21 protein-coding genes and 1 pseudogene are annotated in these 24,418 nt (G+C 60.5%); 9 read left to right on the top strand and 13 right to left on the bottom strand.

Going from position 1 to position 24,418, the window contains the following annotated elements:
• The first annotated feature begins 24 nt into the window (after window positions 1–24).
• Both HYPDE_RS06140 and HYPDE_RS06135 read left to right on the top strand, forming a co-directional pair.
• Window positions 25–894 (top strand): ferritin-like domain-containing protein, encoded by an 870-nt coding sequence (locus HYPDE_RS06140; RefSeq protein WP_015597541.1) that lies wholly within the window; start codon window positions 25–27, stop codon window positions 892–894.
• 404 nt (window positions 895–1,298) lie between these two features.
• On the top strand, window positions 1,299–1,994 hold the full coding sequence (locus tag HYPDE_RS06135; protein WP_041320070.1) for a helix-turn-helix domain-containing protein: 696 nt from the start codon (window positions 1,299–1,301) through the stop codon (window positions 1,992–1,994).
• Window positions 1,995–2,024: 30 nt separating this feature from the next.
• On the opposite strand, the gene HYPDE_RS06130 is transcribed toward HYPDE_RS06135, so the two are convergent.
• The 4 genes from HYPDE_RS06130 to HYPDE_RS06115 all read right to left on the bottom strand — a co-directional run bounded on the left by HYPDE_RS06130 (window position 2,025) and on the right by HYPDE_RS06115 (window position 8,204).
• Window positions 2,025–2,711, bottom strand: coding sequence for an SDR family oxidoreductase (locus HYPDE_RS06130; RefSeq protein WP_015597539.1), 687 nt, complete (start codon window positions 2,709–2,711; stop codon window positions 2,025–2,027).
• A 715-nt stretch (window positions 2,712–3,426) separates the two neighbouring features.
• Window positions 3,427–6,969, bottom strand: a complete 3,543-nt coding sequence (locus HYPDE_RS06125) for an autotransporter domain-containing protein (protein WP_015597538.1) — start codon at window positions 6,967–6,969, stop codon at window positions 3,427–3,429.
• A 390-nt stretch (window positions 6,970–7,359) separates the two neighbouring features.
• Complete coding sequence (locus HYPDE_RS06120) at window positions 7,360–7,839, bottom strand: hypothetical protein (RefSeq protein ID WP_015597537.1); 480 nt, start codon at window positions 7,837–7,839, stop codon at window positions 7,360–7,362.
• Window positions 7,840–7,961: 122 nt separating this feature from the next.
• Window positions 7,962–8,204 (bottom strand): hypothetical protein, encoded by a 243-nt coding sequence (locus HYPDE_RS06115; RefSeq protein WP_015597536.1) that lies wholly within the window; start codon window positions 8,202–8,204, stop codon window positions 7,962–7,964.
• Between the two features lie 170 nt (window positions 8,205–8,374).
• On the opposite strand from HYPDE_RS06115, the gene HYPDE_RS06110 reads away from it, so the two are divergent.
• Both HYPDE_RS06110 and HYPDE_RS06105 read left to right on the top strand, forming a co-directional pair.
• Window positions 8,375–8,770, top strand: a complete 396-nt coding sequence (locus HYPDE_RS06110) for a PilZ domain-containing protein (RefSeq protein WP_015597535.1) — start codon at window positions 8,375–8,377, stop codon at window positions 8,768–8,770.
• Window positions 8,771–8,985: 215 nt separating this feature from the next.
• Entirely contained in the window at window positions 8,986–9,894 is a 909-nt protein-coding gene (locus tag HYPDE_RS06105) for an MBL fold metallo-hydrolase (RefSeq protein WP_015597533.1), read from the top strand.
• An 82-nt stretch (window positions 9,895–9,976) separates the two neighbouring features.
• Here the strand turns inward: HYPDE_RS06105 and HYPDE_RS19570 are convergent.
• Both HYPDE_RS19570 and pdxH read right to left on the bottom strand, forming a co-directional pair.
• Window positions 9,977–10,531: pseudogene (locus HYPDE_RS19570) on the bottom strand (DUF1499 domain-containing protein); the annotation flags it as partial.
• 359 nt (window positions 10,532–10,890) lie between these two features.
• The gene (gene pdxH, locus HYPDE_RS06100; RefSeq protein ID WP_015597531.1) at window positions 10,891–11,541 is read right to left on the bottom strand and encodes a pyridoxamine 5'-phosphate oxidase; all 651 of its coding nucleotides are present in this window, start codon (window positions 11,539–11,541) and stop codon (window positions 10,891–10,893) included.
• A 156-nt stretch (window positions 11,542–11,697) separates the two neighbouring features.
• On the opposite strand from pdxH, the gene HYPDE_RS06095 reads away from it, so the two are divergent.
• Complete coding sequence (locus HYPDE_RS06095; RefSeq protein ID WP_015597530.1) at window positions 11,698–12,138, top strand: hypothetical protein; 441 nt, start codon at window positions 11,698–11,700, stop codon at window positions 12,136–12,138.
• A gap of 119 nt (window positions 12,139–12,257) precedes the next feature.
• Here HYPDE_RS06095 and HYPDE_RS19320 read toward each other — a convergent pair whose 3' ends face one another.
• Window positions 12,258–12,395 (bottom strand): hypothetical protein, encoded by a 138-nt coding sequence (locus HYPDE_RS19320; protein WP_187290869.1) that lies wholly within the window; start codon window positions 12,393–12,395, stop codon window positions 12,258–12,260.
• Between the two features lie 243 nt (window positions 12,396–12,638).
• On the opposite strand from HYPDE_RS19320, the gene HYPDE_RS06090 reads away from it, so the two are divergent.
• Both HYPDE_RS06090 and lexA read left to right on the top strand, forming a co-directional pair.
• Window positions 12,639–12,914 (top strand): hypothetical protein, encoded by a 276-nt coding sequence (locus HYPDE_RS06090; protein WP_015597528.1) that lies wholly within the window; start codon window positions 12,639–12,641, stop codon window positions 12,912–12,914.
• 192 nt (window positions 12,915–13,106) lie between these two features.
• On the top strand, window positions 13,107–13,829 hold the full coding sequence (gene lexA / locus HYPDE_RS06085) for a transcriptional repressor LexA (protein WP_015597527.1): 723 nt from the start codon (window positions 13,107–13,109) through the stop codon (window positions 13,827–13,829).
• Here lexA and HYPDE_RS06080 read toward each other — a convergent pair.
• Window positions 13,823–16,180 (bottom strand): ComEC/Rec2 family competence protein, encoded by a 2,358-nt coding sequence (locus HYPDE_RS06080; protein WP_015597526.1) that lies wholly within the window; start codon window positions 16,178–16,180, stop codon window positions 13,823–13,825. The two genes, lexA and HYPDE_RS06080, sit on opposite strands and share 7 nt — an antisense overlap.
• A 113-nt stretch (window positions 16,181–16,293) precedes the next feature.
• On the opposite strand from HYPDE_RS06080, the gene gltX reads away from it, so the two are divergent.
• Both gltX and gltA read left to right on the top strand, forming a co-directional pair.
• Window positions 16,294–17,838 carry a glutamate--tRNA ligase gene (gene gltX, locus HYPDE_RS06075; RefSeq protein WP_041320066.1) on the top strand — a complete coding sequence of 515 codons (1,545 nt, stop codon included), beginning with the start codon at window positions 16,294–16,296 and terminating at the stop codon, window positions 17,836–17,838.
• A gap of 196 nt (window positions 17,839–18,034) precedes the next feature.
• Window positions 18,035–19,360, top strand: a complete 1,326-nt coding sequence (gltA, locus tag HYPDE_RS06070) for a citrate synthase (protein WP_015597523.1) — start codon at window positions 18,035–18,037, stop codon at window positions 19,358–19,360.
• Here gltA and lpxB read toward each other — a convergent pair.
• Genes lpxB through lpxD form a run of 5 tightly spaced genes read right to left on the bottom strand, consistent with a single transcriptional unit; the run spans window position 19,318 to window position 24,261 of the window.
• On the bottom strand, window positions 19,318–20,559 hold the full coding sequence (lpxB, locus tag HYPDE_RS06065; RefSeq protein WP_015597522.1) for a lipid-A-disaccharide synthase: 1,242 nt from the start codon (window positions 20,557–20,559) through the stop codon (window positions 19,318–19,320). The two genes, gltA and lpxB, sit on opposite strands and share 43 nt — an antisense overlap.
• Window positions 20,537–21,832: an LpxI family protein gene (locus tag HYPDE_RS06060; RefSeq protein WP_015597521.1), complete on the bottom strand. Its 1,296-nt coding sequence runs from the start codon at window positions 21,830–21,832 to the stop codon at window positions 20,537–20,539. The genes lpxB and HYPDE_RS06060 overlap by 23 nt, the downstream gene beginning before the upstream one ends.
• 9 nt (window positions 21,833–21,841) lie before the next feature.
• The gene (lpxA, locus tag HYPDE_RS06055; RefSeq protein ID WP_015597520.1) at window positions 21,842–22,648 is read right to left on the bottom strand and encodes an acyl-ACP--UDP-N-acetylglucosamine O-acyltransferase; all 807 of its coding nucleotides are present in this window, start codon (window positions 22,646–22,648) and stop codon (window positions 21,842–21,844) included.
• A complete protein-coding gene (gene fabZ, locus HYPDE_RS06050; RefSeq protein ID WP_015597519.1) occupies window positions 22,641–23,144 on the bottom strand; it encodes a 3-hydroxyacyl-ACP dehydratase FabZ in 504 nt (167 codons plus the stop codon). Before fabZ ends, lpxA begins: the two co-directional genes overlap by 8 nt.
• Before the next feature lie 55 nt (window positions 23,145–23,199).
• Window positions 23,200–24,261, bottom strand: coding sequence for a UDP-3-O-(3-hydroxymyristoyl)glucosamine N-acyltransferase (gene lpxD / locus HYPDE_RS06045; protein ID WP_015597518.1), 1,062 nt, complete (start codon window positions 24,259–24,261; stop codon window positions 23,200–23,202).
• Between the last annotated feature and the right edge of the window lie 157 nt (window positions 24,262–24,418).

Here is a 24,418-nt window from a genome sequence, read left to right as displayed (position 1 = left end):
GTAATAAGGTCGCACGAGGACATCATGCTCTCCCTGAAAGCAGAGCCGGCCGGTCGTCTCCATTCCATGGGAGAGTTCTTTGCGCTGGCACGCGCGATGGAGGCGGACGCCGTCCGTCGCTACGCGCAGACAGCGAATGCGCTGCGCAAACAGAATGCTCTGTCTTTGGCCGATATATTCGATTCATTGGCCAAGATCGAACGTGAGCATGTCGAACGAGTCGTCGAGTGGGCCGTTGAGCACAAGGATGCCCCTGTCGCCGCAGATTCGCCGTGGCCGATACCCGATACGTTCGACGTCTCGCCAGAAGAGATCGCTCAGTCTAGTCTCATGACGCCGTATCGCGCCTTCGCATTGGCAGTGCGTTATGAGGAGCGCTCATTTGCGTTTTGGACGTACGTTGCCGCGCAAGCCGAAGGCGAGATAAAGGAAGCGGCGGAACGGATGGCGCGGGAACAGCTAGGGCACGTCTCGCTGCTGAGGCAGGAGCGGCGGAAAGCGTTTCATGCCAATCGCCGCGCAGCGAAGGCAGAGGAGGCCACGCTGAGCGTGCTGGCAGCCGCCGAACGTCGCCTGGCACATCTCATCGAGGAGCGCGACAGCCACATGCCGCAGGCGATCGGCCTCGCGCCGTTTGCAGCGGCGTCGCGAGATGCGGCGGCAAAGCTCGATGCCCTCGAAAGTATCGCGCAGCCAAAGTTCTCGATCATTGGCGTGCCGGCAGACCGCGAGAACAACATCGCCGCGCTCAGCGAATATCTGGCGGAAGCTTATCTCCGTCTGGCAGAAAGCTCGCGCAGCGAGCAGCTCCTTACCGCCGCCCAAGAGCTTGCGACGAGCGCAATCTACCGTTTGGGAAGAATGAAGGCGTTGAAGATGGCCCAAGAGCGCTAAATCAGCGCGTCTTGATTGTTAGTAAGTATCAGAAACTTTGGGATATTTGCCGCATATCCGTGGCTGTTCAAGCACGGTATCCGCGGTTCAAGCGCAGCACATGCATTCTCATTCCTAGGCTGACTCGCCAAGACCGCTAACACGGGTCAATGCTTCCGGTCGGTGCGCAAATGTCGGCAACATTTTCATAGTTTTCCCCGGTCGCGCATGATCATCCTTTTTCCCCGCGCGCCGCGGGGATACACAATCTCGTTCGCCCGAGCGCTAGCGCTGGCGTCCCAACTTGGCTAAGCCACCAAGGCACGGGCTGACGACGCGGTATGGTGCGTCCATACTAGTCCGCTAGCCCGTCCCATTTTAAGCCTTCGGCATTACGTCCTGCCAAGATTCACTCTGAGGCAAAGATGAACCCTCACCGATCAGACTTGCGAGAGCCGCCCGTCCACGTCGTGCTGATCGACAGCCGCGGCGTCATAACCGGCATCCAAACTCATGGTGGCCAGCCGAGCCGTGACGCCAATCCCGTCCTCGGGCGTTTTGTCATCGGCGAGTCCTACTTCGATCATTGCGACGATGAAGCCAGCCGCGCCGATGTGCAGGCGCTCCTCAGGCGCAAACGCACCATCACTTCGTTCGTTATCTCGTCCCGATCGCCAAGGGCCAAGCATGTGATCGTCGTGCTGGGCGTCCCGGTCAGCCCGGAGGCCGGTAGCGGAGCCATCCTTATACACGTCGATGTTTCTGCCTGGGCGCATCAGAACACGCAAGATGACGCGTGGCAAATGCCGGTGACCCTGAACCCCGCGTTACTCCAGGATACGATCTCAAAGGCGCTCGTGAGCCAGTTCGCGGAACCACAGCGCACCTATCAGATACACCCGGACATCGAGAGCCTAAGCCCGAGGCAACGCGAGGTGCTTCTGCTTGTCGCCGCAGGCAAGAGCAACCTCGAAATATCCGAGGAGTTGTCGTGCTCGCTGAACACGGTGAAACGTCACGTAACAGCCGTTTTGCAAAAGTTGCATTTGCCGAACCGTACGCGCGCCGCAAATCTCGCAAATCAACTGAATTTGTTGCCGCCATCTGGCCATCGCAGATGACATGCGGACCACGCCCCAAATGCTCTGTTTTCACAGCGGCACCATGATCTTAGGCCGGGTTGCAGCTAATTTTGATCGACGCTCCGGTTGCTGAGGGCGTCGCCATAATACCGTTTCGGTCACGTCCGGATTTCGCGACTCGCGCAGAACGTGGAGAACAGTCCGCGCCAATGTTCCGTCATCCGAGCCCACGCCGTCGGCCGGCGAGATGACCGACATGCGCAAAGATGGCGCCGATGAAGCAGTCGACTTACTGGTGGCAAGCTTACCGCCAAGAAAGGCGGCTGCGACAGGAACGGCGTATCGATCCGCCAGCGGCGAGATGTTGATGACGTGGAGATCGCCTGTGCAATAGCGAAGAGCCGAGTCAAGACAGTAGAGCAGTCGTCGCGCACCCTGAGCGATGGACTTCTCGGTCAGCGTCGATCGCGTTGTACCTCTTGCCGTCTCCAGAACGATCGCATCGAGACGTCCGAACTGTCCGATCGCGATCTTGAAAAATTCATCGACCGATTTCGGACGTTCGAGATCGACCTGGGCCGCATAAGCAGTCTCGTCTCGCTGGATCGACACCTCGACCGACTTGAGCTGGGCCGCCTTCACAGCTCCCAGAACCAAATCACCCTGCTCTGCAGCAACCAATCTCGCGACGGCGGATCCCGTCGCCGTTAACGCCGCCGGTATTGCAACAACCAGCCCTTTTAGGGTTCGAACCATTTCAGCTCCGCGCAGTCAGATACGCACGCCAAATTCGATCCGGCCATTCACCGCAGCCAACTAGTCCAACCCTCCGCAACTGGGCCCGAATTGGCGGATAGCCGCCTTCCAGAAAGCCAGGCCCGCTGCAGCCATCACATCTGCCGGACTATCGGACTAATACTAACACTTAGTTACTATTACAGGTTGCGGTCGTCAATGCACCCGCCCACCGAACCTGTGCATCGTAACAATGTCCTGCTGGAGTTGTCCGCTTCACCTGGACAACGCGGCCTCCAACACGACACCGGATAACGAGACGGGACTTAAACGCTGTCAAAGTCATGTATGAACTCCGCAAAGCTATTCCGACTGCACCAATCAGAAACGCGCCGACAGACCGTTGCTGTTTTTTGCTATCCAACGTTCGCGACGTCATACACGACGTGTGACCCGCACTCGGCGGCGAACAAGCGACGACGCAATCACCAATGACTTGCGGCGTTCCCGATTCCGAGCTCGCCTTCGCAGCTTGGACCGGCGGTGCTTCAGCCACAGCGGCAGCCCCGTATTGACGATCGAGACGAACGCCGCAGCAGAACAGTATAAGAGCATGCGTCACACCTTCCTCCACCAAGAACCGGAGCTGAAACCCACGAAAGACCGGCATAGGCGGTGAATGCGTTGCCGGAGAGATGGAGAGGGACACTTCTCTCCGGCAACGGCGCTCTGCCGCTCACCAAGCGACGCGCATGCCGACGCTGCCTCCAAATCCGAGGTAGTCGTCTTTTCCAAATTCAAAATTGCCTTTTACAAAGCCGCTGATGCCGTCCTCTGCGAGGCTGTAGACGTTCACACCGCTCGTCACTTCGCCGATAGCGCCAGCCAAACTGTCCGTCGCCTGAAGTGCGTATCCTTCACTGACAACATTAGCGGCGTTGTCGCCGAGGAACTCGTACCAGGCATTGACTCCGAGAAACGGTTCATATTTTGCCCGCTCGCTTTGAATAGTCGTACCAAGACGCAGGCCCAGACGCCCTCTCAGACTATCGCCGTTTGCGAAGTTGACGGACGTGCCATAGACGGCAAGACTATCGATGTCGGTGTTGACATAGGCCAGTGTCGCACCCGGTTCGATGAAGTACTGGCCGCGATGGATGCGATAGCCCGTATCCAGCACGCCGCCGATTGATGTTACGCTCGCATTGTCCTTCTCGGCTTGCGAACCGCGATAATCGACGTTGCCGATATTTGCCATCAGCTTGGCGTCGAGGAACCAAGGGCCTTTGAGATAGGTGATGTAACCGCCCACCGCACCGCCTTCGAAATCGGCATTTGTTGCCGAGCTTTCGAAATCGACGACCGATCTTAAGTAGCCGCCCATCACACCGGCGAGCCAAACGCCCTGTCCGTCATTAGCGCGCAGCACGATATCGTAGCCGGCGACGACCCCACCGCCACTCTGATCGTAGTCCGTCTTGTATCTATTGCTGGTTCCGAACAGCGAAACCGAGTGCTCAGGTGCACGAGATTCCGTTGCGCCCAGTCCTTTGATCCACGCTCCCGATGTCGCGGGCTTGGCACATGCCTCGCCCGGGCCTTTCAAGCCCTCCGAAACGCACGGGTGTTGAATGGAGGCGCGAAGGTCGGCCGTTCTGTCGAGCCAAACACCTGACGCATCGTGCCACATCGATTGCGCAGCCGACACCAGACTCGGAAGTTCCACGAAAGTGCGGTTTGGCGCACTGGCGAGCACCCATTCGTTCGAGTCATTGAGATAGAGGTCGTAGTCGAAAAGCCCGGTATCGATCGGCCCATATTTTAGAACGAAATTCTGTGGCGATATCTCGCCCGTAGCGCTGACAACTTCGATTCCAAGAGGATTGTATGAGCCGAACCCTGGATTGACATTATTGACATCGATCGCCGTTCGCCCCGATACGTCGCCGTTGATGACCAACTGATCGGAGCTTGAATCCGAAGAAGATCCGAGGAAGCTGTCGACTTTCAGATAGCTGTGTCCTGCCTCGCCGTTGAATGCCAGACTGCCGCCGCTCGTCGGACTGAGCGTCGTGACGTCACCGGTAAACCCGTCCTGCAGATCGATCGTCCCGGACTTGGTCGAGCTTCCGTTGTTGAACGTTTCGACACCGGCAAGCTCCGTAATGTCGTTGATCTCCGGCGCATCGGGATCGGTCGTGAACATCGTGCCCGTATTGTTGAACGCGTCTGCAAGACCATCACCAAGGTTGCTGGTTCCGACAAACACCCAGCTGTGATCGCTCGTGTTGTTGAAGACGTTACCCCACTGCGAATTCCCTGCGTCGGAGAGATCGATTCGACCAAGCATCGTGCCGCTATTGTTGATCGTAACCGCACCACCACGCGCTTCGACGATCAGGTCCATCGGATCGTAATGGCGGCCGACGATCCGCCCACCCCTATAGTTGTTGATCGTCGCGCCGTCCTCGGTCGACAGCTTGATCGTAGCGTCGCTGCTGCCGGAGCCGCGGATCAGCCCAGCCGAGTTGATCTCGGCGGACCCGGCATCGATCTGTATGGCGCTGTCGGTTCCCGTAATGCGCCCGCGCCAGCCATTATTGACGGTGGCGTTTCCGTCGGCGGAAATATCGACGCCGTCGCCCCTGCGACCGCGGATCGAGCCGCTTCCATTATCGGCCCTGACGTTGCCATCAACGTCATCGACATGAACGCCGTCGTTGCGTCCTTCGATCGACCCTCCAGCCCGATTATCGATCCGAACATTGCCATCGACATTATCGATATCGACACCGTTGTCGCCGTCGCCGTGGATTCTACCGCCGAAGCTGTTGACGATTCGGACGCTCCCATCGACATCATGGATTTTTACGCCGTTATCGTCGCCCGTAATGCGTCCGCCAAACCGGTTATCAACCCGAACGTCCTCATCGACGTCGCGCACGTCGATGCCGTCGTCGTCTCGTCCCGAGACCATCCCCCCGAAGCGATTGTCAATGGTGACGCCGTCGTCGACATTGGCGATATGAATGCCGTCATCGTCTCCGGAAATGTCGCCGCCAAAGCTGTTCTTGACGGAAACCGATCCGTCGTGCACATCGCGCACGTGCACGCCGTCGGACCAACGGCCCGCGATGCTACCGCCAAATCCATTGACGATGGTGACGTCATCACGCACATCGTCTATGGCAATGCCATTGTCACGCCCCGATATCTTGCCCCCGAACGCATTCACAACCATAACGTCGTCGCGGACGTCGCGGATATCTACGCCGTCACCGCGGGTTCCTATAATTAACCCGCCGAAGCTGTTGCGGACGACGACATCATCACCGACATCACTGATGTGAATGCCGTCCTCGCGCCCCCAAATTTTGCCGAATAGCGAGTTATCGACAGAGACAGAGTCGTCGACGTCGTGAACGTGGACGCCATCGCCGCCAAAGCCCACGATCTTTCCGCCAAAGTTATTGGCGATCGAGGCCCTGCCATCGACATAGCTAATGGATACACCATCATCGGACCCCACAATCCTCGCGGCGCCCCAGCTTGAAAAACCGAACCGATTCTGTGCCGAGACATTGCCGCCGATGTCGTCGATACGCACGCCATCTCCACTCCCGCCCTGCAGAAGGCCGTAATTCTTCAGCAAGAGGCTTTGAGCGCCCGTCACCGTCACGCCATTGTCGGCGCCGCCGACGTTCGCGCCCCCCCCGAAGGTTACATTGAAAACGGAGTAATTCGTCCCTTCCAGGCGAATGCCATCACCCTCTGCTGCAGCAGATGCAATGGAGCCATCGATGTTGATCGTGTAGGTTTTGCTGGTCGTCGCGCCGCTCGTAAGTCGCAGGCCATCTCGGCTTGATTCGGACTCCGCTTCCATCTGGATCGAAGATCCCATCGTCATATTGACGGAACCGCCGTGATCTTCCGCATTGATCTCGATTCCCGCAAAGCCGCTCCCCTGCGTGATCGTCGCCGGCGACACCGTTGGAGTCGTCGTGCCGATATCGACTGTAAACTCCGATGTCGCCGTAAAGGGGGACGGGTTCGTCACGATCCCCGTACACGTCAGATCGACTCCAGGAACCGACGATGTACAGCCGCCCGGCTGGCCGACTGCGGCACTGCCTCCGACGATCAATCCGAGCGCCAATGCCGAGATGAAGCAGGCTGGCGGCGCGAAACACGCCGATCGCGCTTGGAAGGCATCGCGTTGATTAGCAGAGCTTGGTTTGAAGACTGAGCGATTGTGGGTCGAAATGTGTCTGCGGCCCATGCATAGTTCCCCCCGTTGGACGCAGCACACACAAGGTCGCGTTCGGAAAAGCGAATGCTCTCCGTTGGAAACGTCACGACACGGCATGACATGAGAATCGCGCCTTATGATTATTACGTATCATAGTACTAGTTATTTAAGAAGGAGAGCGAGATGCGCGCAGGCACAAATTCACACAACAGTTGGGATGTGTGCCGCTAGAAAGCCCGCGTTATGATGCTAATTAGTTACGCCTTAGATGCCGAGACGGACGTACCAGGCCGCCCGAATGCGTAACATCCGCAAAAGAGAGAGATTATGGATAAGCAGGCGGAGAGAGAGACGCCGCAAAGTATCTAGGCCGACAAACGGCTTGCACCGAGGCGGCGCAATGGAAAGCGAAAAAGATTTCTATCGTGCGTGTCGTGCACCGGCCCCGTGATAAGGCAATAACAAAACCGCGTTGGCAATCGCGTCGCGAATAGATTTCAGAGCTTGGTCGTTGTCAGAAACCTCCTCAGAACCAAGCTCGTCGCCACTCTCTGTCGCGTCGGCGATCTGGCGCGAGACTTCCTCAACCCGTTCATAAAAGGAAACCGTCATCATTCGCAGCCGCAGCGCGTTGAGCTCGCCCATGAACGTCGCAAATTCCGACCTGTCGACCATCCCTCCAGCTTCTATTCGTTGTGCTTCCTGAGGTAACCCAGCCTGCTGGCTATTGCCGCGCAACGCTTTTGGCCGGCGCAATGAACTTTGGTTTTCGCCGCATTCCGACATGTTTTCATTGCTATGCGAAGCGACCAGAAATTGAGTGTGTACTTTTTCCCCGCGAGACGTGGCGGCCGTCAGCTTAATCGCAATATCCGAACAGATATCCGTGATCCGCGCCAAGTAGTTTGATCCCACCGCGCCGCTCCATCGATGTTGAAAGGAGCGCACATCCGCACGATCGAGCCTTCAAAGAGAAAAACGCAACCCTTGTAAAATCTTTGCCCTTTCGCGCACAACGCGCGCTACATTTGTCGAAGAGGTTGCTGGAAATCGTAGCGCGCAATCTCGTCGGAGCCCTGCCGGAAATCCCGTTCCTCGGCGAGTTTCACCGTATGGCGATTAACGACCTGCGAAATCTCTTGAACCGTCCGCTTCCGTGCCGCGCCAGTGACGGCAAGCACCGTGAGAATGTCCTGTATCAATTGCTCTTCGAGGGCAGCATCCTGCCGGTAAGCCTCCAGTACCGCCTCAAGCTCGGATCGCATCTAATGCCTCCCCACGAATCGAAAGAATTAATACATAATTACTAGTTACAGCTGAAGAAACAAGCCGAATTGCGGCTTACTAGGTGCATCTTAACCCGAAAATAGCACATTATAATCATGCATGCGCTGATTGCGGTCCGCCCGCTGCATTTCTGAATTCGGGGACGCCAATGCACAATCCATCCATTTCAGGCCATTTCCTGCGTCGAAGGGACGAACGGCGAAGCGTTCAGGTCAGCGCCATCGCCGAATGTCACGGTATCTCGCGCGCGATCGAGGTCGTCGATTTTTCGAACGCCGGATTGAGGATCGACAAGGTGACGGGATTGGCCACGGGCGATCGCCTGACGATCTCTTTCACGCCTGACGTGTCTGTCGAAGGGACGATTGTCTGGCTGGTCTGGCACAAGGCGGGTCTGCAGTTCACACGCCCCTTGAAGCAAGACGATCCGGCTTATCGATTTTTGATGGATCGGGCAGCCCTCATCGAGCAGGCACACGTCCGTGCGATCAGCATTCTTGCGCAGCAGGAAGCCCTTAAAGCCCGCGAAAGCGATCCGACCTAGAGTGTTCCGTGCATCACGACATCGCCGATCCACCGGCGGCATTGGATCCTTGCGCATCCGCTCGGCCGGCGGCAGTCGCGCCGCTTGAAACCTGTCGCCGTTTTGATAGGCCTCTCGCCAGAAACAAAGTGTGTCGAGCTTGCCGCTTCGACTGAGCTTTGCGATTGTGCATCGGCCGAAGATCGTCGGCCGCAAACTCTGGAGGTTGGCGCGGCTTGGACTCCCTCAAGTTCAACATCGACATGGCGTTCGCTTATGGCGTTGCTTCGCCGATGGGACCGGGAGTCGTGCGAATTGTCGCAAAAAATCCAAGCCCCTTCACTTTCAAAGGAACGAACACGTATCTTGTCGGCTCGACGGCGCTTGCGGTCATCGATCCGGGACCCGATGATGCCGCACATCGCAAGGCCATCCTGAAGGCCGCCGGCACCCGCGCCATCACGCACATCCTGTCGACCCATGCGCATCGCGACCACGTCGATGGCATCGCCAAACTCAAGGCTGCAACAGGCGCGGTCGTTGCCGCTTATCCGCGCGATCCCGCAGCAGGACGCATCGCCTTGAAGGACAGCCCCTCAGGCAAGCTTTTCGTCGACTATGATTTCCAGCCCGACCTGCCGCTCTACGGCGGTGGCAGGATCGAGGGCAACGATTGGGCGTTGACCGCAATTCATACGCCCGGCCACGCGCCCGATCATTTGTGCCTGGCGCTCGACGGCCGCCCGCTCGTCTTCTCGGGCGACCACGTCATGGCGTGGAACACGACGGTCGTCGCACCGCCGGAGGGCCGCATGGCCGATTATATTGCGTCGCTCGAGATCCTGCTCGATCGCCGGGACGACGTGTTCCTGCCCGGACACGGAGGTCGCATTTTCGAACCTCAGCGTACTGTCAAAGCCTATCTGCTGCACAGAAACTGGCGGGAGAAATCAATCCTCGACGTGCTCGCCAAGGGCAAGACGACTATTCGTCGAATCGTTCCTGAGATCTACCGGGGACTCGCCCTGCATATGATCCCTGCGGCGACGCTTTCCGTCCAAGCCCACGTCGAATATCTGATCGAGAAAGGTCAGGTCGCCGCCGATCTGCCTTTGACCCCGGACCGCGCACTTTCGATGCTTTGAGTTTGCTCTTCTGCTTGACGGCCTGTTGATTGTCGACGTCGGGAACCGAAGCTTCAAAGCGGGCCGCGACCTCTTTCAAAATCGCGCGCACGCGCTCGGCATTGCGTCCGAAGTCGTTTTGTCCATAGCGCGACGCCGAGCGGATATCGATGCGCGCGGACTGATCCTCGCCGAGCACTCGGATGACGACATCGTCGACAAGCCCAAGAATGAGCGAGTGGTCCGAAAGCTCGATGAAGCCTGGCGAATTCTCATCGCTCTCCGGCGGCAATTCGAGCGTCGTCTTGTATTTGAGTTTCACGAGTGCCTGCAGCACAAGCTCGTAGGCGTCGTCCGCCGTGCGCGGCAGGATGAGGCTCTTGAGATCGGGATAGCTGGCGCGCTGTATATCGGCAAACCGCTCGCCCGGATATTCGACGGAGTTTGCGTCGGGCGTGCGCTCTTCCTTGGCTTCGGTGAAGTCAGGCGGTTCGACGAGATCGGTCGAAACGTCGTCGATCTGCGGCCAGCTGAGACTAAGCAACCAGGTTCCGGCGGGGACCGCGAGCAGCGCGAGCGCCACTACCGCGCCGCATAAGACCCGAGCCGCGCCCTGCCGCCCCGTGACCCAGATATCGAGCCCGGCGATGGTGGCCATGGCAAGTGCCAGCAGCGCCCCTGCGATGACGGTCGCCGCGATGGTCATCGCGACCGGCGTCGGCAAGAGGTGCAGGCGATGGAGAGCGGCCGTCACGATCGCTGCGATCGCCGCAAAGATGGCAAGGCGGCTCGTCCACCTCGCCAGAAACGACGGCGGCTGTCCGCCGGCATAATAGATGCGGGATGACCGGCGGCGATCACGCAGCCGTTTTGCTGCGCGCTGCACCCCTGTGCCGTTGTTTGTCGCCATGCCCGGCGTCATCTCGCACGTCGATTCCTAAATACCCCATCCGCTCTTTGTGCCACGACTGGCGCCTTTTTAAGATATCCGAACTTTCGCTGGCGCCGACTGCTTTTCTAGGGATAGAGGCGTGTCTTGTGCCAGGAATCGTGCGGTGCGTCGCGGCGAAAAACAATCCTGTCGTGCAGGCGGAACGGCCGGCTCGCCCAGAACTCGATCTCCGTCGGGACGAGTCGAAAGCCCGACCAATAGGGCGGCCGCGGAATCGAGCCGTCGGAAAACTTTTTCTCATAATGTTGGATTTTGGCCTCGAACACGTCGCGCGACGAGAGCGGGCGCGACTGCTGCGATGCCCAAGCGCCGATCCGACTCAACGTCGGACGCGTGGCGTAATAGGCATCGGCCTCCTCATGCGACGCCAGCGAAACGGCGCCTCGCACGCGCACCTGCCGCTCAAGCGTCTTCCAGTGAAACAGCAGCGCAGCCTTCGGATTGGCGAGCAGCTCCTGTCCCTTTGCGCTCTCGAAATTCGTGTAGAAAACGAAGCCGCGTTCCGCGCTCGAAGCGTCGTCCACGCCCTTCAGCAGCAGCGTGCGGACATTTGGCAATCCCGACTGATCGACCGTCGCGACGGCCATCGCATTAGGATCGTTGATTTCGGATTTTTCCGCCTCCGCCATCCAGGCGTGAAAGAGCGCAAAGGGATCATCGGCCGCGCTGAAATCCGCTGTGCCGCCGTTATCGGGAATGTTCGTCGCTTCACTCATGTTGCATGCTCAAGGGTTGATTTTTACGTAGCGCCTCGCATCGGCGTGAGACTCGCGGGGCGCATCTCTTCAGGACCTTTTAACCATAGAAGGCCACAGTTACCCCACCGCCTTGTATTGCGGTTCGAGCTTCCTCGTCGCGTAGAAAGTAGCGTCATGTCAGATAATGCGTCTTTTTTCCCTTTTGCCGCAGTTGGCCTGACAGCCTTCGCGCTCGTCACCACGCTATTCGTCGCTCCTGAATTCGCACACGCCGGCGAACCCCCCGTGGCAGCAAACTGTCTCTGCCTGAAAGGCACCAACAGCAACCTGAGATCGGGCGCCGTTGAGAAATCAGTCTTCAATGAGGGCGACGAGATCGCAGCGCTCGAAAGCGTACAACTCGCGCTGACCGAGATCGCAGATGGATCGAGCTACATCTGGCACCGGAACCACGGCCGTCTGTCCGGCATCGTCAAACCCGTCTCGTCGTTCAAGGATGCAAACGGTGCGGTCTGCCGTTACGCCGTCGTCGTGCTGAGCAGCCTCGACGTCACGAAACGCACTGAAATCGTCGCCTGCCGGCTGCCGACCGGCATCTGGCAACTCGAGAGTTGATTGCCCGACCATTCATTTTTCCGATCCCCGACAAAACGAAGAAAGGCGACCTGCGGGCCGCCTTTCTTTTTTAATTTCCGTGCAGAAGCGCCGATCGCTCAAACAGAGCCGTCGCGCCCTCACCGCCGGCTCGATCCGGAATAATGAATTCCCGGCAGGAAATGGTGGCGGCCGCTCCCAACGACGGCGTTGGCAATCACGGTGCCGATGACCGTCACGATGATCCCAATCACGATTTGTGAAAAAACGCCTCGCATGAGTCGATGGCTATCCCGTTCCGGCGGCAGAAATGTGGGGGCGCCCCGTCCCGGAAAACTGCCGCAAAGGCTCAATCCGTCGATTTTCCACACTGCTGACGGCCCGAAGCCGTCCACATTCCTCCCATTCGCTTGACCGGCACGCAAAAATCCAACGGATTAAGGGTCTTTGCCTTGCATCGAAACGTTGGTTTCGGACTGCCCGCGCAGCGAAGTCGTTGCTTTATCGATGTTGGAGATCTGATGGCCCACTACGCGATCAGCTTTGAGGTCCGCGATTTGCGCCATAGCCCACACATCCGGACGAAACTGGAGGGCATGGGCGCGGTCCGCCTGCTGGAAGCCTTGTGGGTCCTGACCTCGCCGAAGTCCGCGCCGCAGATTCGCGACGAGTTGCAGAAAATGATCGACCTCGACGATTCACTTGCCGTGATCGAACTCAAAGCGGGCTCCTATTGGTCATGCCTCAGGGCAAAGCACGCCGGCGTCATGTGGCTGAAACGAAGCATCGCATACTGACGCAATGTCGTGCTCGTACCCGAGTGCGTTGGAGCCAGGCTAGGTACCCCTTGCGGAACGAGACGAGAACGTGTAGCGTACATACACGATTTGTACTTGGCATCCGGCCGTAAAAGCCACGCCAAATGGCAGCGTCTGCGCCGCGCGTGCATCCCGCCGAACGATCGCCGAAGGGGTTCGAGACAAAACGCAATGCTTACGGAAAAACAGAAAGACCTGCTGCTCTTCATCCATGGCCGCATGCAGGAGCGCGGCGTGCCGCCATCCTTCGACGAAATGAAGGATGCCCTCGATCTCCGCTCGAAATCCGGCATTCACCGGCTGATCACGGCGCTCGTGGAGCGGGGCTTCATTCGCCGCCTGCCGCATCGCGCTCGCGCCATTGAAGTCATCAAGCTACCGGAAAACCAGGGCGTCGGCGGGTCGGCCGTTGCGCCAATCGCACCGCAGCGCGGTTTTCAGCCGAGTGTCATCGCGGGAACCGGCCCAAAGCCGAATGTGGCACCACCACCCTCACACGTCATTGATGCGCGCACCGTGTCCATCCCTGTCATGGGCCGCATCGCCGCGGGCACGCCGATCAGCGCCATTCAGAACCATACGCACGACATTGCCGTTCCACCCGACATCCTGACGAGCGGCGAGCACTTCGCCCTTGAAGTCAAAGGCGATTCGATGATCGAGGCGGGCATCCACGACGGCGATACGGTCATCGTGCGCCGCTGCAATACGGCCGAGAACGGCGACATCATCGTCGCTCTCGTCGAAGGTGAGGAAGCGACGTTGAAGCGGCTTCGCAAGAAGGGCTCGACGATCGCGCTCGAAGCCGCCAATCCCGAATTCAAGACACGCATCTTTGGCCCCGACCAGATCGACATCCAGGGACGCCTCGTGGGATTGCTGCGCCGTTACTGAGACTCGTGTCCCTCGTCCGTATCGGCGATTTCACCTGGGTCGTCATCGAACGAAACGCGCGGCTCGGACGCCTTCGCCTTATCGGCAGGACCCCCGGCACTTTGCGCCTGATCGCCGCTAGCCTTGACAGCTGACGCCTCCGGCGCTCCGAGGATACGCGGTTTCGGCAGGCCGCTTGCACCCGAAGCTCCATCTCCCGAGGCGTTCGGCCTCTTCCGCTGCGGAAGAAGGCTCCACGGTCTCTCGCCGCGATGCGCCGCGACCGTCTCGAGCCGGACGCGCGGCTCCGGGCTGCTCTCATCCCGACCGAGATAAAGTGCATAAGCGCCATTGCGCCATCGGTCGAAGACATCGATCACGGTCGTCGGAACCGCACAGTCCGACGGCTTGGGATCGTCGAGGATCAGAATATCGGCATTGAGGCAGTCGTCCGCCACAGCTGCCGGATGGCGCGCAACAGCAACAGTCGCGCCCTTGACGTGCGCGATACACCCGACTGCATCGCAATTGAATGCCCCGCCTGCCTGCGCATCGCGCGCCGTCCGCCCATCACCGTCATACTCGAGCCAGCGCTCGAGATCGTATTTTGACCCATGCGCCGGGAGCGAAGAAAGCTTGCCCGAAGCATCGCGCACCGCGACGAGCGTCCCCTTCTGCGCGATGAGCACGTCCGGCCGCGGCATCCAGGGCGTTGCGACGAGACCAAGAAGGACAAGACTCGCGCCCGGGAGCCGAATGCGCGTTTGCCAGAGCATCAGCCACAGACCTCCAACGAGCATCAGCGCAAAAGCGATCGTCGGAATTTCCTGCAGGTGCCCGACCGCTCCTGGAAGCGCACCGACCGTGTTCGCGCACCACGCCATCCCCTCGATGCCCCAGCCCATCGGCTTCAGCGCGACCCACTCGAGTCCAAACGGCATCAGAATCATGGCCCCGAGCGCCGCAGGCATCACGATGACATTGCAGATCGGAATGGCGATCATATTCGCCAGCACAGCGTATTGCTGGCTCTGATGGAAGTTGTAGGCGGCAAACGGCGCGACGGCGGCGCTGGCGATCAGTGTCGACGCAATGATCTCACCGAAGAACTTTACGACGCGTGCGAGAGGGTGCGGCCGCGAGTTGGTTCCAAGAAAACTGACAAGCAGTTCGTGTGACGCGATGAGCGCCGTCACCGCCGCGAACGACATCTGAAACCCCGCGTCGAGCAGACTTTCGGGATAGAGTGCCAGGATAAGAAACGCGGCAAGCGCGACGTTTCTGAGTGCCAGAGCCGGGCGGTCGATCAGAACCGCGCCGAAGATAATGAGAATCATCAGCGCCGAACGGACCGTCGCAAAGGCCCCACCTGAAATCGCGAGATAGCCGAGCGCGCCCAAGATCCCGATCGCCGCAGCGATCTTCTTGATCGGCAGCCTCAACGCAAAAAACGGAACGGCAGCGAGGAGCAGCCGCGCCGAATAGAACACGGCGCCCGCCATGATGACCATGTGCAGGCCGGAAATCGACAAGATGTGAAAGAGACCGGAGTTTTTGAACGCGTTGTTCGTCGCGCCGCTGATGCCTCCGCGCTCGCCGGTAATCAACGCCAATGCAATCTCTCCCGTTTCGCCGGGCAGCGCCGCGCGAACGCGCGATGCGATCATCTGGCGGAACGTTTCGATGCTGCGCCGGTAACGCACCGTCAGCGTCCCGCTATCGACGCGCTCGTCGATGGATGGCGGCGCAAAAGCGTAGCCGACTGCCCCGACCTGGTCGAACCAGGCGGTCCGCGCATAATCGAAGCCTCCCGGCAACGCGGGCTTTGCGGGCGGCGACAGCGTCGCTTTCAGTCGCACGCGATCACCGGGTTGCGCGGCAGAATGCGACGACATCGTTCGAACCCGCACGACGACTGGTGTCAATTCAGGCGCGAGCCCGGCAATCGTCGGAGATGCGATGGTCAGCCGCTGGCCGCGCGGATATTTGACTTCGACGAGCGTCACGGTTCCGGAGATCTCGGCATTACGCAGCGTCTTCGTCAGCACCGGCGCCCGCACCGTTTCGACGCGCAGCTTCGCGTCGGCGAACCCCACTCCGGCAAGCACGAAACCTGCGAGCACGGCCGACGGCAGCGAGCCCCGCATCGAAGCCATGCGAAAAATGAGTGCAAGGGCAAAGGGAACGAACGCCATAACGAGCTGCGGCTCGACAGGCAGCGCGAAATAAGCCGCAATGCCGGCCCCGAAGCAGACGGGCGACCAGAGAAAGAATTGCTCCCGCTCAGATTCGAACGCGAGCGCAAGGCTCCGCGCCCGGTGTTGGGGCGCGGCAATCAGCGCAGCATCGAGGTCGCCCGCGTTGACGGACATGCCATGACCGAATGCGATTGGAAGGAGAGGTTCCCCGCCCCCTTAACTTGTCGAGGTCCACATGCTACGAGCGGAGCCGCATTCCCTCAATGGCAGATAAGCGAAAAGGTCCAATGGCTGAGACCGCGACATCCAATGCGCCCGTCGTTCGATTTGCGCCCTCCCCGACAGGCTATTTGCATATCGGCGGTGCGCGCACAGCGCTGTTCAATTGGCTTTATGCAAGGGGGCGGAATGGGAAATTCCTCCTACGCATCGAGGATACCGACCGCGAGCGTAACAACGAGCAGGCCGTCGCCGCCATTCTCGACGGCCTGGCATGGCTGGGCCTCGCATGGGACGGAGAAGCGGTCTCTCAGTTCGCACGCGCCGAACGTCATCGCGAAGTCGCCGCCGAGTTGCTGAAACGCGGCGCCGCCTATCACTGCTACGCGTCACCTGCGGAGATCGAAGCCGCACGAGAGAAGGCGAAGGCCGAAGGGCGGCCTCTGATCTTTCTCTCTCCGTGGCGCGATCGCGATCCCAAAGATGCGCCGAAGGATGTGAAGCCCGTGGTGCGTCTCAAGGCTCCCCGCGATGGCGAGACCATTGTCGAAGATCACGTCCAGGGCCATGTCGTATTTCCGAACAAGGATCTCGATGATCTCATCATCCTGCGCTCGGACGGAAATCCGACGTACAATCTCGCCGTTGTCGTCGACGACCATGATATGGGCATCACCCACGTCGTGCGCGGCGCCGATCACCTGACCAACGCGGCGCGCCAAACGCAAATTTATCAAAACATGGGCTGGGCCGTTCCGGAATTCGCGCACGTACCGCTGATCCACGGGGCCGACGGCGCCAAGCTCTCGAAGCGTCACGGCGCGCAAGGCGTCGAGGAATTCCGCGCGATGGGATATTTGCCGGAAGCGCTGCGCAACTATCTCGTGCGCCTCGGCTGGAGCCACGGCGACGATGAAATCATGTCGACCGAAGATCTTATCCGCTGGTTCGACATCGACGGGATCAACAAGGCCCCCGCGCGACTCGACTTCAGGAAGCTCGACGACCTCAACGGACACTACATTCGCGCTTCATCCGACGATGAGCTGGCTCGCCAAGTCCGCGAAATGCTGCCGCATCTCGATTTCAAATCGTTGAACGATGCGGCGACCGATCCGAAGGCGCCGCCACGTTCCGACATTGCGTTAGCGCGCGAAGTCCTGCGCCAGATTCCGGTCGCATCGACGGGAGCCGACCTCGCAAGCCGATTCGCAGCGAAAGGATGGGATACATTCCTTCGCGCTATTCCTGCACTGAAAGAGCGCTCGAAAACGCTTACCGAGCTTGTCGGAGGCGCACTGTTCATGGTTGCCGAGCGCCCGGTCCAGCTCGAGGACAAGGCCGCCAAGCTGCTGAATGCCGAAGGCCGCACTTCGAACGCAGCGGTGCATAAAATTCTGTCCGCCATCGGCGACAGCGACTGGACCGCGCCGATATTGGAAGCCCGCATCAAATCACATGCTGAGGCAACAGGCGCGAAGCTTGGCAGCATAGCGCAACCCCTGCGCGCGGCACTGACGGGACGCGCCGTTTCGCCGCCCGTCTTCGATGTCCTGGAACTCCTTGGCCGTGAAGAGGCGCTTGCACGGATTTCAGACGCGGCAGCCATATGACTAATGCACAATGCTGCTGGTTAACGACGCCGGTTGCCGCACCGCAAAAAGACCGCTAAACCCCTCACCGTGCGATCGCTTTGCGGCATAGGATTTTGAGGGCCCGAACGTCGTTGAGCTGCGAACCGCTGCAGACGAAGAAAACGGGAAAGATTTTTCGGGCAGTGGCGTTGATCCCCGGGCGAGGTGGCAGACCATGAACATTCAGGAAAGCAACGCGGCGAAGGGTGGCGAAGGCCCGCGCAAGCCGAATGCGACTCTGACGATCGACAACAAGCAGGTTGAGCTTGCCGTTCGCGCCGGATCGATCGGGCCGGACGTTGTCGACGTCGGCAATCTGTTCAAGCAGACGGGTTGCTTCACGTACGATCCCGGCTTCACGTCGACGGCAAACTGCAAGAGCGCGATCACCTATATCGATGGCGATAAGGGCGAGCTGCTCTATCGCGGCTACCCCATCGACCAGCTTGCAGAAAACACGAATTTCCTCGCCGTCTGCTATCTGCTGCTCTACGGCGAACTGCCGACCAACGCGGAATTCATCAACTTCCGCCGCACCATCACGAACCACACGATGGTGCACGAGCAGATGACGCGCTTTTTCACGGGCTACCGCCGCGACGCGCACCCTATGGCCGTCATGGTCGGCACCGTCGGTGCTCTCTCGTCATTCTACCACGACTCGACCGACATCTCCGATCCCGAGCAGCGCGAAGTCGCCAGCCATCGCATGATCGCCAAGATGCCGACGATCGCGGCGATGACCTACAAATACGCGATGGGGCAGCCCTTCATCTATCCGCGGAACGATCTCGACTATACGTCGAACTTTCTGCAGATGTGCTTCGCGGTGCCGTGCGAGCCGTATGTCGTCAACCCGATCATCTCGCGCGCGCTCGACCGCATTTTCATCCTGCACGCCGATCACGAGCAGAACGCTTCGACCTCGACGGTGCGTCTCGCAGGATCGTCCGGCGCCAATCCATTCGCATGTATTGCGTCCGGCATCGCATGTCTCTGGGGACCGGCCCACGGCGGCGCCAACGAAGCCGCGCTCAACATGCTGAGAGAGATAGGCTCCGTCGATCGCATTCCGGAGTTCGTCAAAAAGGCCAAGGATAAGAATTCCGGCTTCCGACTGATGGGCTTCGGCCATCGCGTTTATAAGAACTACGATCCGCGCGCCAAGGTGATGCAGAAGACCTGCCACGAGGTGCTCGATGCGCTCGGCCACGGTGATGACCCACTTCTGAAGATCGCGCTCGAGCTCGAACGCATCGCGCTGCAGGACGAATATTTCATCGAGAAGAAGCTTTACCCGAATATCGATTTCTATTCGGGCATCACGCTTCGGGCGATGGGCTTCCCGGTCGAGCTGTTCACGGTTCTCTTTGCGGTCGCCCGCACCGTCGGCTGGATCGCGCAGTGGAAAGAGATGATCGAGGACCCGGAGCAGCGCATCGGGCGTCCACGCCAGCTCTACATCGGTCCGCCGCGCCGCGATTTTCCCGCCCCCGCCTGAGCGGAGATCACCGAAAGCACCGTATCTGCTGCGGCCATGCTGGGACTCGATGAAGCAAGACGAAGCTTCTCGGGCGTCCCGGCAAGGGCCGCAAGCTGCGCTCGTCTTTCCGGCGTATCGTCGAGTAACGGTAGAATGGCGGCGGCCAGCGCCTCAGCCGTGCACGCCTCCTGCAGATATTCCGGATAGACGTTCTTGCCCAGCACGAGATTGGCGAGCACGACGCTCGGCACCTTGAGCAGAAATCGGAGATTGGCGATCAGCTTGTCGACCTTGTAGGCGACGACGCTCGGCGTCTGCGCCAGCGCCAGTTCCAATGTGACGGTGCCCGAGGCCGCCAGCGCCGCACGCGCAAGCCGCATCGCCGCGTATTTGTCGGCCGTTCCGGCGTCGACGATGTGGGGTTTCGGAGCCCAGGTCGCGGTCTTCGCCACAATGAGGTCGCGCACATGCCGGACTGCCGGAATGACGACTTCGATTGGATATTTCGCCGAGACGCGCCCTACGGCTTCGCCGAATACGTCGATCAATCGCGCGACCTCGGACGTCCGGCTGCCGGGCAGCACGAGGAGCACAGGCTTTTCCGAAGCGAGGCCGAGCCGTCGTGAAAGTGCTGCGCCGTCGGCGCCCTCGATATCGTCAAGCTTCTCGATCAGCGGATGCCCGACATATGTGCAGGACGGGCCACCGAGCCGCGCGTGCGCCTCGAGCTCGAAGGGCAACAACGCCAGAACGTGATCGATGTAACGGCGCATGCGCTTGGCGCGCCCCGGACGCCATGCCCACACGCTCGGGCTCACGTAGTCGATGATCGGAATGCCCGGCGCGCGCTTGCGGATCCGCTTGGCGATCGGATGCGTGAACTCGGGGCTGTCGATGATGACGACCGCATCGGGCACGAATGCCAGCGCGGCGTCGACGGTCTGATAGACACGCCGCAGGATACGCGGCAGCCGCGGCAGGATCGACATCGGCCCCATCACGGCGACATCTTCGATCGGAAACAGCGAGGTAAAGCCTTCCTGCGCCATGTCCTCGCCGCCAACGCCTGCGAACGCGATCTTGCCTTCGTGACGTTGTCCGAGCGCGGCGATCAGCTTGCCGCCCAGCGCATCGCCCGAATGCTCACCGGCCACGAGAAAGATTTTGAGCGCGTTCGGATTACGCATTGCGTTGTCAGGCACGACCGCGCGCTCCATCATGCGAAGGATTGCCCACCTCGGCAATGAACATCCCAAGGCTGTCCGCCAGTTGAACGACTGCACTGCTGATCGCGGTGTTCATCGGATCGCCAACCATGGCCACGCCAGCAAACTTGTACCTGTCGGACGTGCGTAGCAGCGCTTCGTCGAGCCTCTGTGACGGATCAATTACGACAACGCCTCGGCGCCCATCGCCTTTACGAAGGCCAGCCGCGCGTTCGACGACTTCGACGGGCCGTTCCGCCGTGCCGGCGGCCATGACGCGCCCGCGATCAAGGACAACCGCTGTGCTCGTGTCGAACGCGGACACGACAGCCAGAATTCCCGCCCCGCGCCGGATGTCGGCCACCCCGCGCGCATCGATCGGGACCGAACCGAGCCAGCCGAACGCTCCACCGACCGCTTCTCCGGACGGAGCGCTATGTTTCTGACCTTGGGACATTCCGACGACGGACACGCCGCGCGCCTCCGCAATCGCCATCATCCGGTCCCGCTCGGCGGCCAGCACATGCTCCGCCATCACCGCGACGCCCGACAGTCCGGCAGCAGCGACGTTCTCGATCGTGTTCGGACCGATAGCGGGTAAATCGACGCGCAGATCCTGCCCTGGCTTCGGCCGTTTGACGAGGACGCCGCCGCTCCCAGCCGCGCCAGTCGCGCGGCGAACCTCGGCAACGCGCCTCAGCATGCGGTCTGTCCCTTCCGCGCCTTCGATGGCTTCGACACGGCCGTTGGCGACCACCGCTGCCTGTCCGATATCATACCGTCCGAGCGCCGCGATCAGAGCAAAGCCCTTTTCAGCGTCGGCCGCGTTTTGCACCGACAATGCAGGCCCGGCCAGCACGCCTTCGGCAACGGTCAGATCGTTCGCCACATCGCGAACGCCGACGATATTGAGACCGCGTCGCTCGAACAGAGCGACGAGCCCGCGCAGCACGGCGTCGTCGCCACCCGCCTTCAAAAAGCGCAGCACCGAGGGAAGAGCCTGGAAGAACGCCAAATCAGGCCGCGCGGTGCGAAAATCTGGCCTCTGAAACCCGCCGAGCAGGACGACGTCGCGAACGCCCGCAGTCTTCAGCGCCGCCGTCGCGCGGCCGGGCTGCGCCCAATTCACCACCGTATGAGGAAACATCGCGAGCGACGCATCAGCTGCGCCGCTGACCATGACAACGTGAACGCTACCGCCGCGGCTGACGATATTTTCCGCGACCTCGCGCGGCAGCGACCCGGAGCCCGCGATAATCCCGATGCGATCCGCCGGCCCCGTCATGGCCGGACCTCAGCCTTCCGCGCCGTTCTTCGGCGTGCACAGCGAACGTTTGCCGCCCTCGCGGATGAAGGCCAGAATTTCCTGAACGGATGCATGGCCGGCGAACTCCTCGGCAACATCCTCCATGCGCTCGATGAGCGTACCTTCTGCAGCAAAGAGCAATCGGTAGGCGCGGCGCAAGTCGTGAATGTCGGCGCGCGAAAAACCGCGACGCTGCAAACCAACGATATTGAGCCCTGAAAGGTAGGCACGATTGCCAAGCGCCATGCCGTAAGGAATGAGATCGTTCTCGAGACCCGACATACCGCCGACGAAGCTGTGGTGCCCGACGCGCGCGAACTGGATGACGGCTGCGCCGCCGCCGATGATCGCATAATCGCCGACTGTGCAATGGCCCGCCAACATGACGTTGTTCGAGAAGATGACGCCGTTGCCGACGCGGCAGTCGTGGCCGACGTGGCTGTTCGCCAGGAAGGCGCAGTTATCGCCAACCGTCGTCACCGAGCCACCGCCTTCGGTGCCGGGATTCATCGTCACGCCTTCGCGGATCAGGCAGTCGGCGCCGATCGTCAGCGAGCACGGTTCGCCCTTGTATTTGAGATCCTGAGGCTGATGCCCGATCGAGGCGAACGGGAAAATCCGCGTCCGCGCACCGATGTCCGTCGTACCCGCCACGACCACATGGCTGATCAGCTCGACGCCCTCACCGAGGCTCGCATTCGGCCCGACGATGCAAAAGGGGCCGACCCTCACGCCAGGGCCAAGCCGCGCGCCATCCTCGACGATGGCGGTCGGGTGGACGTTCGCCTCAGCCATTTTTGCTCGCAAATGCGCGAGCATCGGCGCTATCGGCGAGCATGGCGCTGATTTCCGCTTCCGCCACGACCTGCCCGTTCACCTTCGCCTCGCCACGAAAGCGCCAGACGCGCCCACGGTTACGGATTTTCTTGACGTGGTAGTGGAGCTGATCGCCTGGCAACACGGGCTTGCGGAACTTGGCATTGTCGATGCCCATGAAATAGACGAGCTCGGCGCGATAATTTTCGCCGACATTCGAGACGCAGAGCGCGCCCGCCGTCTGCGCCAGACCTTCGATGATGAGCACGCCCGGCATCACCGGAAACTGCGGGAAATGTCCCTGGAAGAACGGCTCGTTGATCGTGACGTTCTTGACGCCGACGCAGCTCTCGTCCCGGTCCATGTCGTAGATGCGATCGACAAGCAGAAACGGATAACGATGCGGCAGGAGCTTCATGACGGTCGCGATATCCGCGGTTCCGAGCGCTTTGCCTGCCTTGGCCTTGTCGTCCATAACCATCAACTCCAATCGTCCCGCGGGGCCGCGTCCCAGCGGCTTTTCTTGTCGCTCAGCTTCCGCTCGAGCCTTTTGAGCCGTCCTCGGCGTTGCCTTTGTCCCGCGCGGCGAGACGCTTGAGCAGCGCCTGCTCGCGCGCCGACTCGCGCAGCGGTTTTGCCGGGGTGCCGAAATATCTCGCGCCGGCCGGAACGTCGTGTGCCGGATGCGACGCGCCGCCAACCTGCGCGCCGGTTCCGATTTTGATGTGTCCGACGGTGCCGGATTGGCCGCCCATGACAACGTAATCGCCGAGTTCGGTCGAACCCGAGATACCGCACATCGCCACGATTACACAGTGCCGGCCGAGGATGACGTTGTGCCCGATCTGGCAAAGATTATCAATTTTCGTGCCTTCGCCGATCATGGTGTCCTTCAGCGCACCGCGATCTATTGTTGTATTGGCGCCAATCTCAACGTCGTCCTGGATGATGACGCGGCCGATCTGAGGCACCTTGAGATGGCCCCCCGGACCCATAGCAAATCCGAACCCGTCCTGACCGATCCGGACGCCCGAATGGATAATGACGCGGTCGCCGACGAGGGCATGGGTAACCGTCGCCAAAGGCCCAACGTAGCAGTTCCGGCCGATCGTGACGCGCGCCCCGACAACGGCCCCTGCAGCGATCCGTGTCCCCGAGCCGATCCGAGCCTCCCGGCCGATCACGGCCCCCGGCTCGACCAGCACGCCGTCCTCTAGGTGGGCGGTCGGATCGACTGGCGCGGCTCCGGGCGTCGACACTATCGGATGCACCGCCGACGGGTAGAATAGCGCCAGGGCCCGCGCGAAGCCGTGGTAGGGCTGCCGCGTCACGAGCGCGACTGTCCCGGCTGGAACGCGGCCTGCAAGCGGTGGCGCGACGAGGCACGCACCGGCCTCGGTCACATCGAGCTGCGCCAGATATTTCTTGTTATCGATAAAGGTAATATGGGCGCGGGTGGCCTCCGCCAGCGGCCGCACATCCTCGATCTGCATGGCCGGATCGGCACCAGCCGGTAATTCGGCACCTGCAGCTTGAGCGACCTCGAATAGAGTATAGGGCCCGGCCCGCTCGAAAAACCCGGGATGCTCCATCTCGCCGCCTCCGGCCCGCCAATGCTTCGGCTCTGTGTTGGGTGATTAGGGCGGTTGAATGAACGACGCCGGGGGCGTTGGCAAGCCCCCGGCGTGTGCAAATCAATCGCATGACGCCTGAGCTAGGCCCAGCGCCGCGAAACCGGGCGATTTGCCG

The organism is Hyphomicrobium denitrificans 1NES1, assembly GCF_000230975.2.
GTDB lineage: Bacteria > Pseudomonadota > Alphaproteobacteria > Rhizobiales > Hyphomicrobiaceae > Hyphomicrobium_B > Hyphomicrobium_B denitrificans_A.
Note: the sequence above shows the minus strand (reverse complement) of the source record. Positions and strands in the feature narration are given on the sequence as shown.